The organism is Luteibacter sp. RCC_6_2, from assembly GCF_041360655.1.
In the GTDB taxonomy this organism is placed as follows: Bacteria; Pseudomonadota; Gammaproteobacteria; order Xanthomonadales; family Rhodanobacteraceae; genus Luteibacter.
In genome coordinates this window covers 96,398-115,711 of sequence record NZ_JBFUPQ010000002.1, presented here as the reverse complement: position 1 = coordinate 115,711, position 19,314 = coordinate 96,398, and the positions used below count along the sequence as shown (strand labels likewise).

20 protein-coding genes and 2 tRNA genes are annotated in these 19,314 nt (G+C 63.0%); 15 read left to right on the top strand and 7 right to left on the bottom strand.

The features are described from left to right. Positions 1-24 precede the first annotated feature (24 nt). From lspA to AB6730_RS02345, 3 genes are all read left to right on the top strand, one after another. Positions 25-531 (top strand): signal peptidase II, encoded by a 507-nt coding sequence (gene lspA, locus AB6730_RS02355; protein WP_371022059.1) that lies wholly within the window; start codon positions 25-27, stop codon positions 529-531. Positions 532-761: 230 nt separating this feature from the next. Further along, positions 762-1,703 (top strand): 4-hydroxy-3-methylbut-2-enyl diphosphate reductase, encoded by a 942-nt coding sequence (gene ispH, locus AB6730_RS02350; protein WP_371022058.1) that lies wholly within the window; start codon positions 762-764, stop codon positions 1,701-1,703. Between the two features lie 42 nt (positions 1,704-1,745). Then, positions 1,746-1,821 (top strand) — tRNA-Thr (locus AB6730_RS02345). Positions 1,822-1,971: 150 nt separating this feature from the next. On the opposite strand, the gene AB6730_RS02340 is transcribed toward AB6730_RS02345, so the two are convergent. Next, positions 1,972-2,736, bottom strand: a complete 765-nt coding sequence (locus AB6730_RS02340; protein ID WP_371022057.1) for an SDR family oxidoreductase — start codon at positions 2,734-2,736, stop codon at positions 1,972-1,974. Positions 2,737-2,847: 111 nt separating this feature from the next. Between AB6730_RS02340 and AB6730_RS02335 the strand changes: the two genes are divergently transcribed. The 3 genes from AB6730_RS02335 to AB6730_RS02325 are packed head-to-tail and all read left to right on the top strand — an operon-like array spanning position 2,848 to position 4,094. Next, entirely contained in the window at positions 2,848-3,270 is a 423-nt protein-coding gene (locus tag AB6730_RS02335; protein WP_371022056.1) for a winged helix-turn-helix transcriptional regulator, read from the top strand. A gap of 34 nt (positions 3,271-3,304) precedes the next feature. Continuing rightward, positions 3,305-3,865 carry a GNAT family N-acetyltransferase gene (locus AB6730_RS02330; RefSeq protein ID WP_371022055.1) on the top strand — a complete coding sequence of 187 codons (561 nt, stop codon included), beginning with the start codon at positions 3,305-3,307 and terminating at the stop codon, positions 3,863-3,865. A 16-nt stretch (positions 3,866-3,881) separates the two neighbouring features. Further along, on the top strand, positions 3,882-4,094 hold the full coding sequence (locus tag AB6730_RS02325; RefSeq protein ID WP_371022054.1) for a hypothetical protein: 213 nt from the start codon (positions 3,882-3,884) through the stop codon (positions 4,092-4,094). A gap of 3 nt (positions 4,095-4,097) precedes the next feature. On the opposite strand, the gene AB6730_RS02320 is transcribed toward AB6730_RS02325, so the two are convergent. Together AB6730_RS02320 and AB6730_RS02315 are read right to left on the bottom strand one after the other, a co-directional pair. Continuing rightward, positions 4,098-4,358, bottom strand: a complete 261-nt coding sequence (locus AB6730_RS02320) for a hypothetical protein (RefSeq protein WP_371022053.1) — start codon at positions 4,356-4,358, stop codon at positions 4,098-4,100. 111 nt (positions 4,359-4,469) lie between these two features. After that, positions 4,470-4,652, bottom strand: a complete 183-nt coding sequence (locus AB6730_RS02315) for a hypothetical protein (RefSeq protein WP_371022052.1) — start codon at positions 4,650-4,652, stop codon at positions 4,470-4,472. Between the two features lie 177 nt (positions 4,653-4,829). On the opposite strand from AB6730_RS02315, the gene pilV reads away from it, so the two are divergent. The 8 genes from pilV (at position 4,830) to AB6730_RS02275 (ending at position 12,658) form a co-directional block, all read left to right on the top strand. After that, positions 4,830-5,369 carry a type IV pilus modification protein PilV gene (gene pilV, locus AB6730_RS02310; RefSeq protein ID WP_371022051.1) on the top strand — a complete coding sequence of 180 codons (540 nt, stop codon included), beginning with the start codon at positions 4,830-4,832 and terminating at the stop codon, positions 5,367-5,369. Continuing rightward, positions 5,366-6,694: a PilW family protein gene (locus tag AB6730_RS02305; protein ID WP_371022050.1), complete on the top strand. Its 1,329-nt coding sequence runs from the start codon at positions 5,366-5,368 to the stop codon at positions 6,692-6,694. Before pilV ends, AB6730_RS02305 begins: the two co-directional genes overlap by 4 nt. Positions 6,695-6,711: 17 nt before the next feature. After that, positions 6,712-7,341 (top strand): PilX N-terminal domain-containing pilus assembly protein, encoded by a 630-nt coding sequence (locus AB6730_RS02300; RefSeq protein WP_371022049.1) that lies wholly within the window; start codon positions 6,712-6,714, stop codon positions 7,339-7,341. Between the two features lie 4 nt (positions 7,342-7,345). Continuing rightward, a complete protein-coding gene (locus tag AB6730_RS02295) occupies positions 7,346-11,053 on the top strand; it encodes a pilus assembly protein (protein ID WP_371022048.1) in 3,708 nt (1,235 codons plus the stop codon). A gap of 16 nt (positions 11,054-11,069) precedes the next feature. Beyond that, positions 11,070-11,498, top strand: a complete 429-nt coding sequence (locus AB6730_RS02290; protein ID WP_371022047.1) for a type IV pilin protein — start codon at positions 11,070-11,072, stop codon at positions 11,496-11,498. A gap of 4 nt (positions 11,499-11,502) precedes the next feature. Beyond that, positions 11,503-12,099, top strand: coding sequence for a GspH/FimT family pseudopilin (locus AB6730_RS02285; protein WP_371022046.1), 597 nt, complete (start codon positions 11,503-11,505; stop codon positions 12,097-12,099). Between the two features lie 54 nt (positions 12,100-12,153). Beyond that, positions 12,154-12,228, top strand: a tRNA-Val gene (locus AB6730_RS02280). A 97-nt stretch (positions 12,229-12,325) separates the two neighbouring features. Then, positions 12,326-12,658, top strand: coding sequence for a lipid-A-disaccharide synthase N-terminal domain-containing protein (locus tag AB6730_RS02275; protein WP_371022045.1), 333 nt, complete (start codon positions 12,326-12,328; stop codon positions 12,656-12,658). A 182-nt stretch (positions 12,659-12,840) separates the two neighbouring features. On the opposite strand, the gene metH is transcribed toward AB6730_RS02275, so the two are convergent. Genes metH through AB6730_RS02260 form a run of 3 tightly spaced genes read right to left on the bottom strand, consistent with a single transcriptional unit; the run spans position 12,841 to position 17,560 of the window. Then, complete coding sequence (gene metH, locus AB6730_RS02270; RefSeq protein WP_371022044.1) at positions 12,841-15,540, bottom strand: methionine synthase; 2,700 nt, start codon at positions 15,538-15,540, stop codon at positions 12,841-12,843. Further along, positions 15,537-16,619, bottom strand: a complete 1,083-nt coding sequence (locus AB6730_RS02265) for a homocysteine S-methyltransferase family protein (RefSeq protein ID WP_371022043.1) — start codon at positions 16,617-16,619, stop codon at positions 15,537-15,539. The genes metH and AB6730_RS02265 overlap by 4 nt, the downstream gene beginning before the upstream one ends. Before the next feature lie 14 nt (positions 16,620-16,633). Continuing rightward, positions 16,634-17,560: an ArsR/SmtB family transcription factor gene (locus AB6730_RS02260; protein WP_371022042.1), complete on the bottom strand. Its 927-nt coding sequence runs from the start codon at positions 17,558-17,560 to the stop codon at positions 16,634-16,636. A 168-nt stretch (positions 17,561-17,728) separates the two neighbouring features. Here AB6730_RS02260 and AB6730_RS02255 point away from each other — a divergent pair, with 168 nt between their 5' ends. Then, positions 17,729-18,889, top strand: coding sequence for an acyl-CoA dehydrogenase family protein (locus AB6730_RS02255; RefSeq protein ID WP_371022041.1), 1,161 nt, complete (start codon positions 17,729-17,731; stop codon positions 18,887-18,889). Positions 18,890-18,922: 33 nt separating this feature from the next. Here AB6730_RS02255 and AB6730_RS02250 read toward each other — a convergent pair whose 3' ends face one another. Beyond that, the gene (locus AB6730_RS02250) at positions 18,923-19,306 is read right to left on the bottom strand and encodes a VOC family protein (protein WP_371022040.1); all 384 of its coding nucleotides are present in this window, start codon (positions 19,304-19,306) and stop codon (positions 18,923-18,925) included. Between the last annotated feature and the right edge of the window lie 8 nt (positions 19,307-19,314).

Genomic DNA, 19,314 nt, shown 5'->3' with positions numbered 1-19,314 from the left:
TCCGACTCGAATGGCTCCCGACGCATGACCGTACGCCCCAAACCCAACGCGCTGTCCTGGCTCTGGCTCGCCGCCGTCATGATCGTGCTCGACCAGTTGACCAAGTGGTGGGCGCTCACGGCCTTGCAGCCGGCCGAGACGCCGCATCCGGTGATTCCGGGCATCCTCAACTGGACGCTCACCTTCAATACCGGCGCCGCGTTCAGCTTCCTGGCCGATAGCGCCGGCTGGCAGCGCTGGTTCTTCGTCCTGCTGGCGGCCGTCATCAGCGGCACACTGAGCGTGTGGCTCTCGCGCACGCCGCGCCACGACTGGCGTACCGCCGTGCCCCTGGCGTTGATCGTGGGCGGCGCGCTGGGCAACGTGATCGACCGGGTGCATGCGGCCAAGGTCACCGACTTCATCCAGGTCTACCTGGGCAGCTACCCGTTTCCGGTCTTCAACGTGGCCGATTCCGCCATCAGCGTGGGGGCCGCGGCCCTGATCGTGTTCAGCCTGTTCAGCGGCTCGCCCAAGCCCACCCCCCGTTAAGGGCGGGAAGCGCGCTGGCGCGCGAATGGGTCCGCCGCAAGTTCGTTCGCGCGCCAGCGCGCTTCCCACCCCCTTGCCCACCCGGCTTCCCACCCGGCTTCCGCCGGGAGATGGTTGGATTTCAGCACGACTTAAGGGACGCGGAGGGCGCCCGTGCGATAATGCGGGGGTTCCGGCGCCCCAGGGCGCCCAAAAGCCCATAACCACGGCCCCACGGCCACGAGGTCCCCTTGGATATCCTCCTCGCCAATCCCCGCGGTTTCTGTGCCGGCGTCGATCGCGCCATCGCCATCGTCGAGCGGGCGCTCGAGTCCTACGGCGCGCCCATCTACGTGCGTCACGAGGTGGTGCACAACCGTTACGTCGTGGAGCGCCTGCGTGCCGATGGCGCGGTCTTCGTCGACGAACTCGACGAGGTGCCCGATGGCGCCACCGTGATCTTCAGCGCCCATGGCGTGCCGAAGGCCGTGCGCGAAGAGGCCGACCGCCGTCACCTCAACGTATTCGACGCCACCTGCCCGCTGGTGACCAAGGTGCACATGGAAGTCGCGCGCCTGGGCCGCGCGGGCCATGACGTCGTCCTCATCGGCCACGCCGGCCATCCGGAGGTCCAGGGCACGATGGGCCAGTGGAACCGCGCCAACGCCGGGCATATCTATCTCGTCGAATCGGTGGAGGACGTCGCCGAACTGGTGCCCTCGCAGCCGGACAAGCTCGCCTTCGTCACCCAGACGACCCTGTCGGTGGACGACACCATCGCCATCATCGGCGCCTTGCGCGCGAAATTCCCGAGCATCGAGGGCCCGCGCAAGGACGATATCTGCTACGCCACGCAGAACCGCCAGGACGCCGTGCGCCGCCTCGCCGACGCCGTGGACCTCGTCCTCGTGGTGGGCTCGGTCAACAGCTCGAATTCGAACCGCCTGAAGGAACTGGCCGAGAAACAGGGCGTCACCTCATACCTGATCGACGGCGCCGAACACATCCAGCGTGGCTGGCTGGAAGGCAAGACCCGCGTCGGCGTCACCGCGGGCGCCTCCGCACCGGAAAAGCTCGTCCAGGAAGTGATCGCCCGCCTGCAATCCTGGGGCTCGGGCAGCGTGCGTGAACTGGATGGCGAGGCGGAAAACATCACCTTCGCCCTGCCCAAGGAGCTGCGCATGGCCGGCTGAGGCTTGCGCCAAGTGCCAAGCTTCCCTAGAATTCCGCTTCTCGCCGGAATAGCTCAGTTGGTAGAGCGCGTCATTCGTAATGATGAGGTCGTAGGTTCGATTCCTATTTCCGGCACCAGCGCCTTTCTCCCGGACTGCCGACGAGCGGTCCCGGAGGACACAAAAAAACCCGCGCCAGCGGGTTTTTTTGTGTCTGTTGGAAAAGCATCGCCGACCTTGTCGGCGATAGCGGCCCCGGTGGGAGCCGACTTCGTCGGCGATTCGGCGGCTACGGAGCGTGATCCGCCGCATTGTCGTTGAACTGCTTGAAGAAGCCCGCGTAGCTCCCGTTCGCCTCGGCGAAACGCAGCGGCTTCACACGCTCCACGAGGATCTCCGTCGCATCCGGCGTGCTCTCGATAAGCCGCATCGTTTCCTCGATGAACGCATCCAGCGGCATCGCGTTCGGATCGTTCTTCTGCCGCTCCCCCATCAGTTCCGTCTGCACATACGGCGGTACCAGTTCCAGCACCTGCACCGACGTGTCCTTCAGCTGGTAGCGCAGTGTTTCCGAATACGAATGGATCGCCGCCTTGGTTGCGCAGTAGGTCGGTGCGACGGCGAAAGGAAGGAAGGCAAGGCCGGAAGACACCGTGACGATGCTCGCCTTCGGTTGCGCCAGCAGATGATCGATCAGTGCCGCGTTGAGCCGGATCGGGCCGAGCAGGTTGGTGGTGATGGTGGCTTCGGCGGTGTCCGTGCTGCCATCGGTCAGCCGCTCCGGACGCATGATGCCGGCGTTGTGGATCACAACGTTGAGGGCCGGAAAGTCCTTGCGCAGTTGGGCGGCGAAACGCTGGATAGCCGCAGGGTCCTCGATGTCCAGCACCGCTGACTTCATACCGGGGTTCGCGGCGGTGGCCGCGTCGAGCACGCCTTGCCGGCGGCCTGCGATGACGACCTGGTTGCCGCGCGCGTGGAAGGCTTCCGCCAGGGCCCGGCCGATGCCCGAGCCGCCGCCGGTGATGAGGATCGTGTTGCCTGTGATGTTCATGGGGAACCTCGTCGGATAAGGGGTGGGTGTAGGCTAGGCTGGACACGATCCAATGGAAAGTAGGCGCCAGAAAGTTCCATACTTACCCTTCGGAAACCATGGAGCACCGATATGCCAGCCAAGGCCAGGAAAATCTATGACGAGCCTTGCCGCGTGCTGGGCGAGACCCATACCGACCCCGAACTCGACACGCTGGTGCGGGGAGTCATCGAGCGCGTCGCCGACCGCTGGACGATGCTCACGCTGGAAGTGCTGGCGGAACACGGCCGCCTGCGTTTTGGCCGTCTCGCCGACCTTATCGGCGGGGTCAGCCAGAAAATGCTTACCAAGACCTTGCGCCAGATGGAGGCCGACGGCTTGGTCACGCGCACGGTTTATCCGGTGGTGCCGCCGCGCGTGGAATACGAACTCACCGAGATCGGCCTGAGCCTCGGTGCCGCCTTCTGCAGCGTGTGGTTGTGGGCGGAAAAGCATCGCGCGGAGATCGAGGCGGCGCGTGCCGCCTATGAAAAACGCGAGACCGGCGAGGACTAGTTGCGGCGGCGGCCGGATCGGCCGAGGATGCCGCATGGACCATCCCGTTCACCCCGTCTTCCTCACCGCGCGGCTGCGCCTGGACCGCCTCGTTCCGGCGGACGCAGCGCTTCTGCATGCTTACCGTGGCGACGATGCCGTGGCCCGCTACCAGGGCTGGAAACCGGTGGACGTCGGCGATGCGGAAGCGTTCATCGCGAGGCAGACCGTGCAGTCGTTCGCCGCGCCCGATAGCTGGTTCCAACTCGCGATCCGGGAAAAGGACTCCGCCGAACTCGCCGGCGATCTCGGCATCCATTTCCCCTCCGCCCCGGGCGAGGCGATCGAGTTCGGCGTGTCGCTCCGGCCCGAGCGGCAAGGCCGTGGCTACGCCCGTGAAGCCATGGCCATGGCCCTCGGCCTCGCCTTTGGCGATTGGGGCTACCGGCGTGCCGTGGCCTCCGTGGACCCACGCAACGTCGCCAGCATCGCGCTGTTGCGTTCGCTCGGCTTTCGCCAGGAGGCCCATCACGTCGAGAGCTATTTCTTCCGCGGTGAATGGGTCGATGACGTCGTCTTCGCCCTGCTGGCGCGTGAATGGCCTCGTCAGGGCTGAGGAAAGGCTACGAGCGATGCGCTATGTCCGGGTCTACGTCATGCAGCCACCGCAGCCCGGCACCGAATGGGCGGTGCGGGTGGATGCGGAAAAACCGGTGCGTTTCGAACAGGAGCGCGACGCGTTGTCTTATGCGCTGCGCCAGGCGCGCGCGCATCACGCGAGCGGCGCATCCGTGGAGCTGCGGATCGAGGACGACCATGGCCACTGGCGCAGCATGGCCCTTTGACGTTTAACCCGCGGCGAGACGTGCCATGGCGGCCGCGCTGGGCGGTGCCAGGTGGAGCAGGGGAGCATCCGGCAGGTAGCGCCAGTCGCTCAGGCGCCGGGGCAGGCGGGCATCGGGATGACCGGCACGAAGGGCATGGATCGCCTCTTCGGCGCTGTCGTAGCGACCGACTTCGCGGTCACCATGGAGCGCACGCCAGCGGTGGCCGTGGCGAACGACGCGGAACGGAATATCCGCCGAGGTGAAGACATACTGCGCGAGCACGGAAGAACTCCTTTCGTAGCCCGCCTATTCTCACCGCGATTTCGTGACCGCTGCGTTATACCGATGCGACGCCGGCGTGTCGGCGACACGCGCGGCGTCGTGTGGCGGGTTTTACTTGGGCGCTTTCGCCGGCACGAAGGGCGAGACCGGATCGCTGGCCGGGAAGGTTTCTTCCAGGGCGTGGTCCTGGTTTTCGTCGGCGTGTTCCTTTCGGGCCTTCTTTTCGTGTTCGGATTCCGGATGCTTCGGCTGGCTGTGGTCGGGGTGTTTGACGTCCTGGCGGTCGTGGTTCATGGCTGGGCCTCCCGTTGTGGGTGAGGTCGCCATGGAGCACCGTACGGTGTGAACGTCCAGTGGTGGGTGAGTGGACGCCGCTCGTCGGAATAATCTGACCGAATGTCGGCTGGCGCTGGCGTTCTGTTCAGCATTGGTTACTGTCACGCCGTCGGAATGGTTTTTGGGGGAGCCAGCGTGATTCACGTCCCGTCGCCGCGCGTCCAGCGCGGTGTATCGATGATCGAAGTCCTGGTCGCGGTGCTGATCTTCACGATCGGCCTGATCGGCCTCGGTGGCTTGTTGATCACGGCCACGAAGTCGAACGTTTCAGCATATGTGCGCACCCAGGTCACCTTCCTTGCCGGCAACATGGCCGATCGCATGCGGGCGAATCCGGTGGGGATATGGCAGGCGAATTACGACGCCACGACCTATCCCATCGATGACGATCCGCCCGTTTGTGACGCAACCGCGGGCTGCACGCCCGCACAGGTCGCCCTGCGTGACAAGGTCGTCTGGAGCCAGCAGTTGAAGGAAACGCTACCGGCGGTCGGCGCCACGAGCATCCAGTGCACCAAGGGCTCCGTCGATCCGACCAGCCAATACCCGATGCGACCGCCGTACGGGGGCACGTGCACCATGACGATCACCTGGGCCGAACGCGGCCTGACCGGTGGTGACGACAAGGTCGCCGCAGGCAACCTGCAATCCTTCACCTGGGTGTTCCAGCCATGAGTGTGTTCCGTCCCTTCCAGCGCAGCCGCGGCGTCACCCTGGTCGAACTGATGGTGGCCATGGTGCTCGGCCTGATCGTCGCTGGTGGCATCGTCACCGTGTTCATGTCCACCTCATCGAGTAACCGCGCCCAGACCCAGTTGGCTCGATTGCAGGAAGCAGGCCGCTTCGCGGTCAACCGCATCGCCGATGACCTGAAGATGGCCGGTGCGCAGTACTGCAGCAGCACCGGAGGAATAGCGAATGTCGCCAGTGGCAGCAATATCGCGCTGGATGCCTTGCGCGCCCCCCGTGTCCTGGCCAAGAACCTGACGTTCCCGCAGAACACCACACCGTGGGGAGCTCCCTATCCTGACCAACCGACGGCGCCTTACAGCCTCCCTTCGTTTTTCTACATGCGTGGTTTCGAGTGCACCAAGACCGACTGCACGCCTGCCAGTCCTCCCACGGTGGACGATGGCGTACCGGCAATGGGCGACCAGGTCGGCGATCGCGTCAAAGGTGCCGCCGTGCTGCAGCTTCGCTACGTGGACTCAGGGCGAGGCTGGAGCATTGGGGGAGCGAGCACGATCGTCGCCAACAACGGGCTGATCAGTTCTGTTCACATCGAGCCGAAAACGGCGGCCGGTGAACCGTCGCTTACGGGTGTCGCCGACGGAGAACTGATGATGCTGGCCGATTGCTCGACGGCGCAGATCTTCCAGACGAACGGCAATCCCGACTTCGTGCCCGTCGATACCGCCGGAAACTTCACTGCACCGCGCGCACTCGTGCCGCAGTCGGCGCCGCGCTTCTTCCGGCTGAAAACCGACTTCCGCACGATTACCTATTTCCTCCAGGTGGTCAGCGACGACGGTACCGCTAGTGGTGCAAAGACAGGTGCGCTGATGCGCTGCGACAGCGGCGGACAGACTCCCGCCTGTCAGGAGCTCGTCCGTGGAGCGGAACGGCTCGATTTCACTTATGGCATCGAAGACGCGAACGGACTGCTCCACTACCTGACGGCAGCCGAGGTGGATTCTCGGGCCGCGAAAACGATCGCGTGCCCCTCCGGTCCACCGGATTCCACGTCAGCCGACCAGGGGTGTTTGTGGCGCGCGCTGAAGACGGTCGAAGTCAACGTGCTCATGGATGGCCAGCAGCCGCTTTATACCTTGCAGGCTCCCGACATCGCTTACGCCTATTCGCCCGAAGGCATCACGACACCGAAGGCGCCTGATGATCGCGGCGATGACGGTATCGCGCCATCAGACCAGGGATTCGCCAACCAGATGCTACGCCGCCAGTTCAACACGGTGGTCATGCTGCGCAATTACAACCCTTGACCGTCGGAGACGACGCCATGAACCGACCTTTTTTCATCATTCGTTTCAATCCACCTCATCGGCAGCGGGGCGTCGTGCTCGTCGTCGCGCTGATCTTCCTGCTGCTGGTCACCATGCTTGCGATCAGCGCGTCGGGCACGTCGATGTTGCAGCAAAAACTCGCTGGCGGTCAGCGCAACGCGCAGTTGGCCGAATGGAGCGCGGAAAGCGCGATCCGTGCGGCGGAATGGCGGTTGTGGCGCGCAAGCTCCGATTCCTCGACGCGCATGCAGTGCGGCAGCGGCGTATTGTCCAATTGCTACGACTACGATCCCAATCCCCCGACCACGTCGAAAGCCTTCATCTTCCGGACCTCGTCCGGTTGGGTGACTGAAGGCGCCACGGAATATGCGACCGCCACGTTGACCAACGCCAGCGCGGACGGCACGTTCGACCTCGGAAGTAACCCGTACTACATCATCGAAGACCTTGGTCTGGAACTGCCGCCTAACTCCGGCTTGCAGCATGAGTCCGGTTCGACCGGGTCGACCGGCACCGGCTATACCAGTACCAACCGGCATCTTTATCGCATCACCGCGCGTGGCATGGGCAACAACCAGAACGCCATACGCGTCATCGAAACTACCTTTGCCGCGAAGGCCGACTGACGCCATGAACGTTTCCAAGCGAGTTCATCATTTCGGATCATGCCTGGCATTGCTTTCGCTTTGCGCATTGGCTGCACCGATGGCCACGTCTGAAGCGCAAACAACCGCGACGTACTACACCACCGACCTAAGTACGGCACCACCCGACCTGACGGTAGCGGTATCGCCGAATATCGCGGTGACATTCGATGACTCTGGGTCCATGGGGTCGTCCAATTTGCCGGACACGCTGGATAATTCAACAGATAAAAAATACTACTATTCATCGACCTCGAATTCGCAATACTACAACCCGAGCATCAAATACATCCCGCCGCTACAGTCCGATGGAAAGACACGTTTTCCCGACTCTGCGGATTTCACCAAGGTGCCCCGCGATGGAATATGCGCCACCTTGAAAACCTGCACCCCAACGATCGTGAATTTGGAAGGAGGGCTTGGGTATGATAAAAAAGGCAACCTTCTTCCCGGCCAGTTCGTGTATGGCTTTTATACGAAGACATCGGCCAGTGCATCGGCAAATGCTTACGGTTCGAGCATCGTAAACGCGGTCGCACAAAATCAGACCGGAGCGTTTTATTACACTTGTCCCACGCTCAACAGTGAAACTGGCTGCACAATTCAATTGCTCTCGGGTAAGAATGCGACGGCGGCGGAAAAGCTGAATTTTGCCAATTGGTATTCCTACTATCGCACTCGAAACTTGATGACCCGTTCTGCGATTTCCAACGTCTTCTCGGGTTTGGGTAGCAGTATCCGCGTGGTCTATCAAAACATGAATTCCCAGACTTATCGGCTCGCTGCGGGCACGACGACCTTCGATAAGTTTGCTGGTACACCCCGCGACAATTTCTTTAAATGGCTATATCAAGTCAGCTCGAGTGGAGGAACTCCCACACGAGTTGCGATTGAGCGTGTCGGCCAGATATTCATGTCGGGAGCCGGTGTTAAGGGGAACATGAACCCTTATTGGGAGCCGAACGTGGGGCCGGACTCTTCAGGCATGGAGCTGACCTGTCGTCTCAATTACAGTCTCCTGGTCACGGATGGCTATTGGAACGGCGAAGACCCCGGTGTCAAATCGCCTACGACGCGCAAGTCCATTACGTTGCCAGATGGCATCGAGTACGACAACAGCGCGGCCGAATCGAAGATCTTCTGGAATGTCCCATCGACAACGTATTCCACGTTGTCGGACCTTGCCTTTTACTATTGGGCTACCAACCTTCGCCCAGACTTCACTAGCGGAAGCAAATTCAAGCTTGATGTGCCGCCGTCGTTTGTCGACTACACGGATCAGAATGGAAAACCCGTGGATTGGGATGGCACAGGGGTTCCGCCAGCGTCCCTGTACTTCAATCCTAAGAATGATCCTGCGACATGGCCCCACGTCGTTCAGTACATGATCGCACTTGGTATCAATGGTTCGCTGCAGTTCGATGGTGACTACGCAGCGCTTCGTGCGGGAAAAAAAGCGTGGCCGACGCCAACCGGGTCAGGTTCCGGCGACCTTACCGACATCGACGATACCTGGCATGCCGCTATCAATAGCCGTGGCCAGTACTTCAGTGCGCGTGATCCGGATAGCCTCGCCAACTCGCTGTCTCAACTATTGACGCGCATTATCTCGCGCAGTAGCTCGGCTGTCGCGGGCGCGCTAAGCAGTTCTGTGCTTACTGGCAATGGCGTTACCTATTTGACTGGCTTCGATAGTTCAAATTGGAGCGGTTCTCTGATTGCCGCGCTTATCGATTCCAATGGTGCAATTGGCAAGACGTACTGGAGTGCGGGGGATATTCTGACGGCACGATCGAAGGCAGGCGATTCCCGTGTCATCTTGACCAGTACAGCTGCTGGTAAGGGTGCGGGTGCCGCATTTACGTGGACGTCAGCGTCGGCTGCCCTGAAGGCGGCTGATCCAGTCAACTTCACGGATACCAATGGCGCGGATAAGGTTGCCTATCTACGTGGCGATACGAGCAAAGAAGGTACAACTTATCGCCGTCGTACATCCATTCTCGGGGCAATCATCAATTCCCAGTCGGTGTATGTCGCTTACCCTGCCAGCGGATACACAGATACTTTCTCGACGGGGGCGCCCGAAGCGGAGCGCGACGCGCAGGGTAATTTGCTTTATAGCTACGAAAAATTTGTTTCCGATCACGCCAAGCGGGCGCCAACCGTGTACGTCGGCGCTAACGATGGAATGTTGCACGCGTTCGACGCGACTACGGATGCCACGCCGGCGGATTCTGTCGACGTAACGCCGTCGCCAGGCAAAGAACGCTGGGCGTACGTACCTTTCTCCATTTATAACAAACTGAATTACCTGACTCCCAATACAGACTTCACCATGATACCTACGGTAGATGCCACGCCAGTGACGCGTGATGTCTTCTTCAGTGCCGGTACGAAGGGATGGCATACGATTCTTGTAGGGGGATTGCGCCTCGGTGGTCGTGGTGTTTATGCACTGGACATCACCGACGCGTCTGCCAGCGAAAGCAATGCCAATAGCAAGGTGCTTTGGGAGTTCAACAATACGACCGTAAGCGGTGGTACGAACGTCGGCGCCAACCTCGGGTACACCTACGGGAAGCCCAATATCGGCCGTTTGGCGAACGGAAAGTGGGTGGTTCTGGTTCCATCAGGATATTTTCCGTCGAGCACGCTCGCCGCCACCCAGCCGTACAAGACGGAGTCGGCAAACGATCCCGCCTCATCGCGAACGCAGAGTTCGCTGTTCGTCCTCGACGCGCAGACGGGAGCAGTTATTCGCGAGTTGGTGACGCCGACCAGTGCGTCCGGCGTCACGGGTAACATCACCAGTTATGGATTAACGTCGCCAGTCCTTGGCGATTACAACAATGATCAAATCGATGATGTGGCATTTGCGGGCGACCTCAATGGCAATCTCTGGCGTTTCGACCTATCAGATGCCGACCCGGCCAAATGGGCGGTCTCTCTTGCCTTCTATTCGGCAGACCAGGGTTCGCGTCCTATCACGGTCATGCCTCGCTTGTTCTCCGACCCAACCTCATCCTATTTCATGGTCGTGTTCGGTACAGGCAAGTACCTGGGAGGCGGCGACAACACGGTCGATGGTTCGGTAGCCACTCAATATGTCTACGGTATCCGCGACGGAGGAACGGCGAGCGCGGCACCCGTGATCGAGGGCAAGACGAAGATGGTCGAACAGGTGATGACCGAGGTAGGTGACATTCGCGGGCTGACCCAGAAGCCGTTGCCGGCGACAGATGCCGATGGTAATTCGTATGGCGGATGGTTCATCAAGCTGTATACGGGATCCAGCAGTGCGCAAACCGATAAGGGCGAGCGGGTTGTCGTCGACGCGACTGCGCTTTTCGATAGCGGTCGCGCCATTATCACTACTCTTTTGCCGGGCAATACCGACCCCTGTGCCCCGGTTCGAAAAGGCGCCATTCTCGTGATCGACGCTGCGACCGGTGGTGCCGCAAGCGGTGTCAACGTCGGTACAGCTGCGCTCGGTGCCGGCTTCGCCCAGGCAGGAGTTCGGGTTAGCAACGTGCCGATCTCAGGTTCATTGCCCGCGGCGACTGGTGTTGGTGGAGGTAAGATCGCGCTACCTGGGCTCACGATCCAGAATGCAGACGGCACGACAGGGACATTCAACATTGGTGACGCCGTATGGCGCCGCCGCTCGTGGCGGGAACTGAACAGTGGCCAGTAACGGGAGGGAGGCACTCATGCGTCGATTCGGAAGAACCGGGCGGGGGTTCACGCTGATCGAGTTGATGATCGTGGTGGCAGTGATCGCGGTGCTGATGCTGATCGCCCTGCCGTCCTATACGCGCTACACGTTTCGCGCGCGGCGTGGCGAGGGGCAGGAACTACTCCTGCGTCTCGCCAATGCTCAGGAGCGTTACTACGCCACGTACAACAAATACGCGCAGGACCCGGTGAATGATCTGAAGTTCGCGACCAACTTGAGTGCGGGCGGTTACTACAAGATCACCATCACTCAACTCACCGGTACGACCTTCGACACGGGCTACGTCGCCAAGGCCGCTCCCCAGCAAACGCAGGCAAGCGATTCCTGCGGCACGCTGTCGATCGACTCGCGCGGCACCAAGTCGCAGAGCGGATCGACGACGGCCAACGGCCGGTGCTGGTGACGCCATGACGATCCGGTCGAGCAGGGGGTTCTCGATCCTCGAACTGATGGCCACCGTGGCCGTGCTGGCGATTCTCATGGCCATCGCGGTGCCGGCATTCCGCGGGACGATGCGTCGCGCCCATCTCAGCAATATCGTGAATACGATGGTAGGCGACCTGCAGTTCGCTCGCTCCGAGGCTGCGACCCGCCATCAGTTCGTCTCGATGTGCCGAAGCAGCGATGGAAGTACCTGCGCCGATGACGATTCCAACTACGATGTGGGCTATCTCATTTATGCGTATGACGCATCGTCTGCCGGACCGAACCAGGCCTACGATGCGACGAAGCATTCCTTGTTGAGGACCACGCCCATCACACCCGATGTCTCGATCCAGGCCACCGATGGCAACGTCTTCACCTTCGGCCAGACCGGCCTACCGGTCGCCAACGATACGCGGACGGCGATCGAATTCGTGTTCTGCGCCCGTCAGGCGGGGAAAACGTCCGGTGCGGGAGAAAACAACAACGAATCGCCCGGATCCCGGGTGACGGTCGGGGTGTCCGGTTCCCTGATCAATACCAAGCTGGCCAACTCGGCTAATTGCCTGCCGACGGAGTGATCCGGGGGGTGATTGACCCACCCCCCGGCCAGACCTTAGAATGCCCCGCTCGATGGGCGGTTAGCTCAGCGGTAGAGCACTGCCTTCACACGGCAGGTGTCACAAGTTCGATCCTTGTACCGCCCACCATCGAATCCTGAAGACCCGGCCACGCGCCGGGTTTTCTTTTGGGTCATACCATGGTTCCCGGGGCTAAAATGCGCCGGCTCACCCAGCGGACACCGCCATGCACGAAGCCCTTGCCGACCTCCACCTGTTGACCCTCACGCCCTGGAAGATCATCGGTCTCCTGGGCACGCTGCTCTTCACCGCGCGCTGGTTCGTCCAGTTCTATGCCACGCGGAAGAACAAGAAGGTCACCGTGCCGATGTCCTTCTGGTACCTGTCGGTCAGCGGCAGCGTGCTGACCCTGGCTTACTTCATCTGGGGCAAGAACGATTCCGTCGGCATCATTCAGACGGCTTTTCCGATGATTGTGTCGTTTTACAACGTGTTCGCGCATTTGAAGCATCGTGAGCGCGGGGAGACGGTGAAGCCGGGTGGGCCTGAGGAGACTTGAGTCCCCGGGGTTCGGGTGATGGTTTGGCGAGCACCCGATCGCCGCTTAAGCGGCTTCCCACCCGAGGCCAAGCGGCTTCCCGGGGATTAGCGGCTTCCCACCCGAGGGTAAGCGGCTTACTAGCCGAGGGTAGGTTAAGCGGCTTCCCGGCAGTGGCTTCCCACCCGAAGGTGGGGCCGTCTTCAGTCGGGGTCGTAGTCGAGGTAGGGGGCTAGCCAGCGTTCGGCTTCGCGGCGTTCCCAGCCCTTGCGACGGGCGTAGTCCTCGACCTGTTCGCGACTGACCCGGCCGACGACGAAATACTGGCTGTCGGGGTGGGAGAAATACCAGCCGGACACGGCGGCCGTGGGGTACATGGCGAAGCTGTCGGTGAGCTGGATCGTCGTGTGTTCGGTGGCCTGCAGCAGGTCGAACAACGTCCGCTTCTCCGAATGCTCCGGACAGGCGGGATAGCCCGGGGCCGGGCGGATGCCGCGGTACCGCTCCGCGACGAGTGCATCGTTATCCAATGCCTCGTCGGGCTGGTAACCCCAGAACTCCTTGCGCACGCGCTCATGCATGCGTTCGGCGAAGGCTTCCGCGAGACGGTCGGCCAGGGCCTTGAGCAGGATCGACGAGTAGTCGTCGTGCACCGCCTCGAAGCGCGCCACATGCTCGTCGATGCCGATGCCCGCGGTCACGGCGAAGCCACCGATCCAGTCCTGTACGCCGCTGTCCTTCGGCGCGACGAAGTCCGACAGACAGAAGTCTGGACGATCCGCGGGCTTGTCCACCTGCTGGCGCAAGTGGTGCAGGGTGGTCATCGCCTTGCGCTTGCCGGTGCCCGCGTCGGCGTAGACCTCGATGTCGTCGCCCGACTGCGCGGCGGGCCAGAAGCCGATCACGCCCTTGGCCGTGAGCCACTTCCCGGCGATGAGCTTGTCGAGCATCGCTTGCGCATCGTTGTAGAGCTCGGTGGCCTGCGGCCCGACGATCTCGTCGTCGAGGATGGCCGGGAACTTGCCGGCAAGCTCCCACGCGTTGAAGAACGGCGACCAGTCGATATAGCCGCGCAATTCGGCGAGGTCGTAGTCGTCGAACACGGTGACGCCCGGCACGCGTGGCGTGGGCGGCGTGTATGCCTGCCAGTCGCCCGTGTAGCGCTGGGCGCGGGCCTTCGACAGGGGCACCAGTTGCTTGCCCGCGCCGCGGCTCTTGTGGCGGTCGCGCACTTCCGCGTACTCGGCGCGCACCTTGGTCATGAACTCGTCGACGAGGTCCTTGCTGACCAGCGACTGCGCGACGCCGACGGCTCGCGAGGCGTCCTTCACCCATACGGTGGGCGACTTGTAATGTGGCTCGATGCGCAGCGCGGTATGCGCGCGCGAGGTCGTCGCGCCGCCGATCATCAGCGGCACGCGGAAGTCCTGGCGCTCCATCTCGCGGGCGACCTGACTCATTTCTTCCAGCGAAGGCGTGATCAGGCCGGAGAGCCCGATGATGTCGGCGTTCTCGGCACGCGCGATGTCCAGGATCTTCTGGGTCGGCACCATCACGCCGAGATCGATCACCTCGAAGTTGTTGCACTGGAGCACCACGCCGACGATGTTCTTGCCGATGTCGTGGACGTCGCCCTTGACCGTGGCGAGCACGATCTTGCCGTTGTTCTTGCCGGCGTCGCCGGAACGCAGCTTCTCTTCCTCGATGTACGGAATCAGGTGCGCCACGGCCTTCTTCATCACGCGCGCCGACTTGACCACCTGGGGCAGGAACATCTTGCCGGCGCCGAACAGGTCGCCGACCACGTTCATGCCGGTCATCAGCGGGCCTTCGATCACGTCGAGCGGGCGCCGGGCGACGAGGCGCGCTTCTTCCGTGTCTTCCACCACGAACTGGTCGATGCCGTGCACGAGCGCATGGGTCAACCGCTCGACGACGGGCTTGTCGCGCCAGGCGGCGGTTTCCACCGCCACCTCGCCCTTGCCACCCTTGTAGCGGTCGGCGATCTCGAGCAGGCGTTCCGTGCCGTCCGGACGACGATTCAGTACCACGTCTTCGACGCGCTCGCGCAGTTCCTCCGGCAGGTCGTCGTAGATCGCCAGCGCACCGGCGTTGACGATGCCCATGTCCATGCCCGCGGCGATCGCGTGGTAGAGGAACACCGAGTGGATGGCCTCGCGCACCGGGTTGTTGCCGCGGAACGAGAACGACACGTTGGAGACGCCGCCGGATACATGCGACGAGGGGAAGCGCTTCTTCAGCTCGCGCGTCGCCTCGATGAAATCCACCGCGTAGTTGTTGTGTTCCTCGATGCCGGTGGCGATGGCGAAGATGTTGGGATCGAAGATGATGTCTTCCGGCGGGAAGTCCAGCTCGTTCACCAGCAGTTCGTGGGCCCGCGAGCAGATCTCGATCTTGCGTTGCTTCGTGTCGGCCTGGCCGGCCTCGTCGAAGGCCATCACGACCACGGCGGCGCCGTACTGGCGGACCTTGCGCGCGTGGTCGAGGAAGGCGGCTTCACCTTCCTTCATCGAGATGGAATTGACGATGCCCTTGCCCTGCATGCAACGCAGGCCAGCCTCGATCACGCTCCACTTCGAGGAGTCCACCATGATCGGCACGCGGGCGATGTCGGGCTCGGACGAGATCAGGTTGATGAAGCGGGTCATCGCCGCCTCGGAATCGATCAAGCCCTCGTCCATGTTCACGTCGAGGATCTGGGCACCGTTCTCCACCTGCTGGCGGGCCACGTCCACGGCTTCCTCGTAGCGGCCCTCCTTGATCAGCTTGCGAAACTGGGCCGAGCCGGTGACGTTGGTACGTTCGCCGACGTTGATGAAGTTCAGGTCCGGCGTGAGGACCAGCGGCTCGAGGCCGGAAAGGCGCGTGTATCGAATGCTCATGCGGCTTGTGCGGTGTCCTTGGGAACGCGCGGCGGGTAGGGCGCCACGGCGGCGGCGATCGCCGCGATGTGCGCGGGCGTGGTGCCACAACAGCCGCCCACGATGTTGATGAGTCCGTCGGCGGCGAAGCCACGGATGGTCGCGGCCATGCTTTCCGGTGTCTCGTCGTACTCACCGAAGGCGTTCGGCAGTCCCGCGTTCGGGTGCGTGCTGACGGCGCTGCCGGCGATGCGCGCGAGCATCTGCACGTGCGGGCGCAGGTCGTCGGCGCCGAGCGCGCAGTTCAGACCTACCGAGAGCGGCTGGATGTGTTCCACGGAATAGAAGAACGCCTCCGCGGTCTGGCCGGAAAGCGTGCGCCCGGAGCGGTCGGTGATCGTGCCCGAGATCATCACGGGCACGCGCGCACCGAGTTCGTTGAACAGCTCGCTCAGCGCGAACAGCGCGGCCTTGGCGTTGAGCGTGTCGAAGATCGTCTCGACCATGATCGTGTCCGCGCCGCCTTCGATCAGGGCACGCGCGGCTTCGACGTAGTTCGCGGTCAGTTCCTCGAAGGACACGTTGCGGAAACCCGGATCGTTCACGTCGGGTGAGATCGAGGCGGTGCGGCTCGTGGGCCCGAGGACGCCGATGACGAAGCGCGGCTTGTCCGGCGTGCGCCGGGTCATCTCGTCGCAGGCTTCGCGGGCGATGCGCGCGCCTTCGCGATTCAACTCGGGTACGAGGTGTTCGAGGTGGTAGTCGGCCTGGCTGACGCGCGTGGCGTTGAACGTATTCGTCTCGACGAAATCCGCACCGGCTTCGAGATACGCCATGTGCACGCCGCGAATGATGTCGGGCTGGGTCAGCAGGAGCAGGTCGTTGTTGCCCTTCAGGTCGCACTCGCCGGGATGATCGTGGCCGTGTTCGTGCGTGCTGTCGTTGCCGCCCGCGAAACGCTCACCGCGATAGCCGGACTCGTCCAGCTGGTGCCCCTGGAGCATGGTGCCCATGCCGCCGTCGAGGATCATGATGCGTTCGGCGAGGCCCTTCTGGATCAGGGCGACGCGATCGGGATGGAGCCAGGGAAGGTTTTTCATGGGTGTGTCTCCGCTCAGGGCTTGCGCGCGAGAAGACTGATGACTTCGAAATGCGGGGCGCGACGCTCGCGGCTCAGGCGCTCGCAGCTGACCACGTCCAGTCCGGCTTTCCGCGCCATGGCCGTGAGGCCGTCGCAGGTGAAACCGAGGTTGCGATGATCGAAGGGCTCGACGACGGCGCGGTGGTCGTGTTCGCCGAGCGTGGAAACGAGCAGGCGTCCGCCCGGCTTCAACACCCGGGTCACCTCGGCGAAGACCTTTTGTGGCTGCTCGGAGTAGGTGAGGGCGTGCAGTAGCAGGACAAGATCGAACTGCCGGCCGCCCAGATCCAGCGCATGCATGTCGCCGGTGCGCACGTCCACGTTGGTGAAGCTCGACAGGCGTTGGCGTGCCGCTTCGACGACGCGCTCCGAGCTGTCGATGCAGACGATGGAATGGGCATGCGGGGCCAGCAACTCGGCGGTGACGCCATCGCCCGAGGCGATGTCGAGCACGTCGCCCGTGGCGAGCAACTGCAACAGCGACCGGGCCAGTGTCTCCCACGTGCGTCCGGGTGAGTAATGCCGTTCCATGTCGCCGGCGACCGTGTCCGCCCAGCCTTCGGCGCGGGCGCGCTGGGCCAGTACCGCGGGCAGGCGTTCCGCGTCTTCACGCAGGAGGGCGTCGCTCAAGGTGTCGCGCAGGGAAGCCACCAGGGCGGCAAGGGTGGGGTCCGCCTCGGCGTTGGCGCGATAATAGGCGGACACGCCTGCCCGCCGGTCGCGTACCAGTTCCGCCTCTTTCAGCTTCGCCAGGTGCGTCGACACACGAGGCTGGGCCAGGTGCAGCACGGCCGCCAGTTCGGCGACCGTCAGCTCCTCGCGATCCAGCAGGGCGAGCAGGCGGACGCGGGTGGGATCGGCCAGGAGCCGAAGCACCGTGGAGGCCGTCGACAGGTCCATCCAACATCCTTATATCGCGATACAGAGATACCTAGGATGCGGCCAGTGTGCCCGGGCGTCAAGGCCATGTTGCAGTGCACGGAGGCACCGACTCGAACGACCGTTACAATGGTGGGCTTGTCTCCACCCCAAGACTTTGCCGCCCGCCAGGCCGGCGCGAGGAACACCATGGATTTCCGTTTTACCGACGACCAGCTGTCGATCCAGTCCATCGCCCGCGATTTCGCACAGAAGCGGATCGCTCCCGTGGCCGCCGAATTCGACGCCAAGGGCGAGTTTCCGCTCGAGAACATCCAGGAAATGGGCCAGCTGGGCCTGATGGGCATCGAGGTGCCGGAAGCCTATGGTGGCGCGGGCATGGACCCGGTCTCCTACGTGCTGGCCATGGTCGAGATCGCCGCGGCCGACGCGGCCACCTCCACGATCATGTCGGTGAACAATTCCCTGTTCTGCAACGGCATCCTGAAGAACGGTACCGAAGAGCAGAAGCAGAAGTACGTGCGCGCCATCGCCTCGGGCGAAGCCATCGGTGCCTATGCGCTCACCGAGCCGCAGTCCGGTTCGGACGCCTCGAACATGCATACCCGCGCGGTGAAGAACGCCGACGGCGACTGGGTCATCAACGGCAAGAAGAGCTGGATCACCTCCGGCCCCGTCGCGCGCTACATTGTCTTGTTCGCCGTGACCACGCCCGGGATCGGTGCGCGCGGCGTCTCCGCCTTCATCATCGACACCGCGCGGGAAGGCTTCCTCGCCGGCAAGACCGAGCCGAAGCTCGGCATCCGCGCGTCGGCCACCTGCGAGATCGAGTTCCACGACTACGTGTGCCCGAAGGAAGACATGTTGGGCGAAGAAGGCAAGGGCTTCGCGATCGCCATGGGCGTGCTCGACGCCGGCCGCATCGGTATCGCCTCGCAGGCCGTGGGCATCGCGCGTGCCGCTTATGAGGCCACCTTGCAGTGGTCGCGCGATCGCAAGGCCTTCGGCCACCCGATCGGCACGTTCCAGATGACCCAGGCCAAGATCGCCGACATGAAGTGCAAGCTCGACGCGGCCCTGCTGCTGACGCTGCGCGCTGCGTGGACCAAGGCGCAGACCGACAAGAACGGCGGTCGCTTCGGCACCGAGGCGTCGATGGCCAAGCTGGTCGCCTCCGAGGCCGCGATGTGGATCACCCACCAGGCCGTGCAGATCCACGGTGGGATGGGTTATTCAAAGGAAATGCCGCTGGAGCGCTACTTCCGCGATGCGAAGATCACCGAGATCTACGAAGGCACCAGCGAGATCCAGCGCCTGGTGATCGCGCGCGCCGAAACCGGGTTGCGCTGACGCCCGGTCTTCCGTCGTCCAGGGATGGACGGCTCAGGCGGAGTGAAAGACCGCCTCGATGTTATGGCTGTCCGGGTCGAGCACGAAACCGCCGTAATACCCCGCGTGGTAGTGCGAGCGCGGCCCCGGCGGACCATTGTCCCGGCCACCGGCGGCGAGCGCGGCCTCGTGGAAAGCACGCACCAGCTGCGTCGATGCGACGCGGAAAGCGACATGCACGGGCGGCTGGTTCGGCTCACCCTTGTAGATCCAGAAGTCGGGCTTGCCGCCCTCGCCGAAGCCGGCCACGTCGGTGCGGCCGGTGACGGACGCCGGGAAGATCGCCAGCAACTCGTAGCCGATCGCACCCAATGCCTCCTGGTAAAACGCCTTGCTGCGCTCGAAGTCGCTGACGGTGACGCCGGTGTGATCGATCATCGGTAACT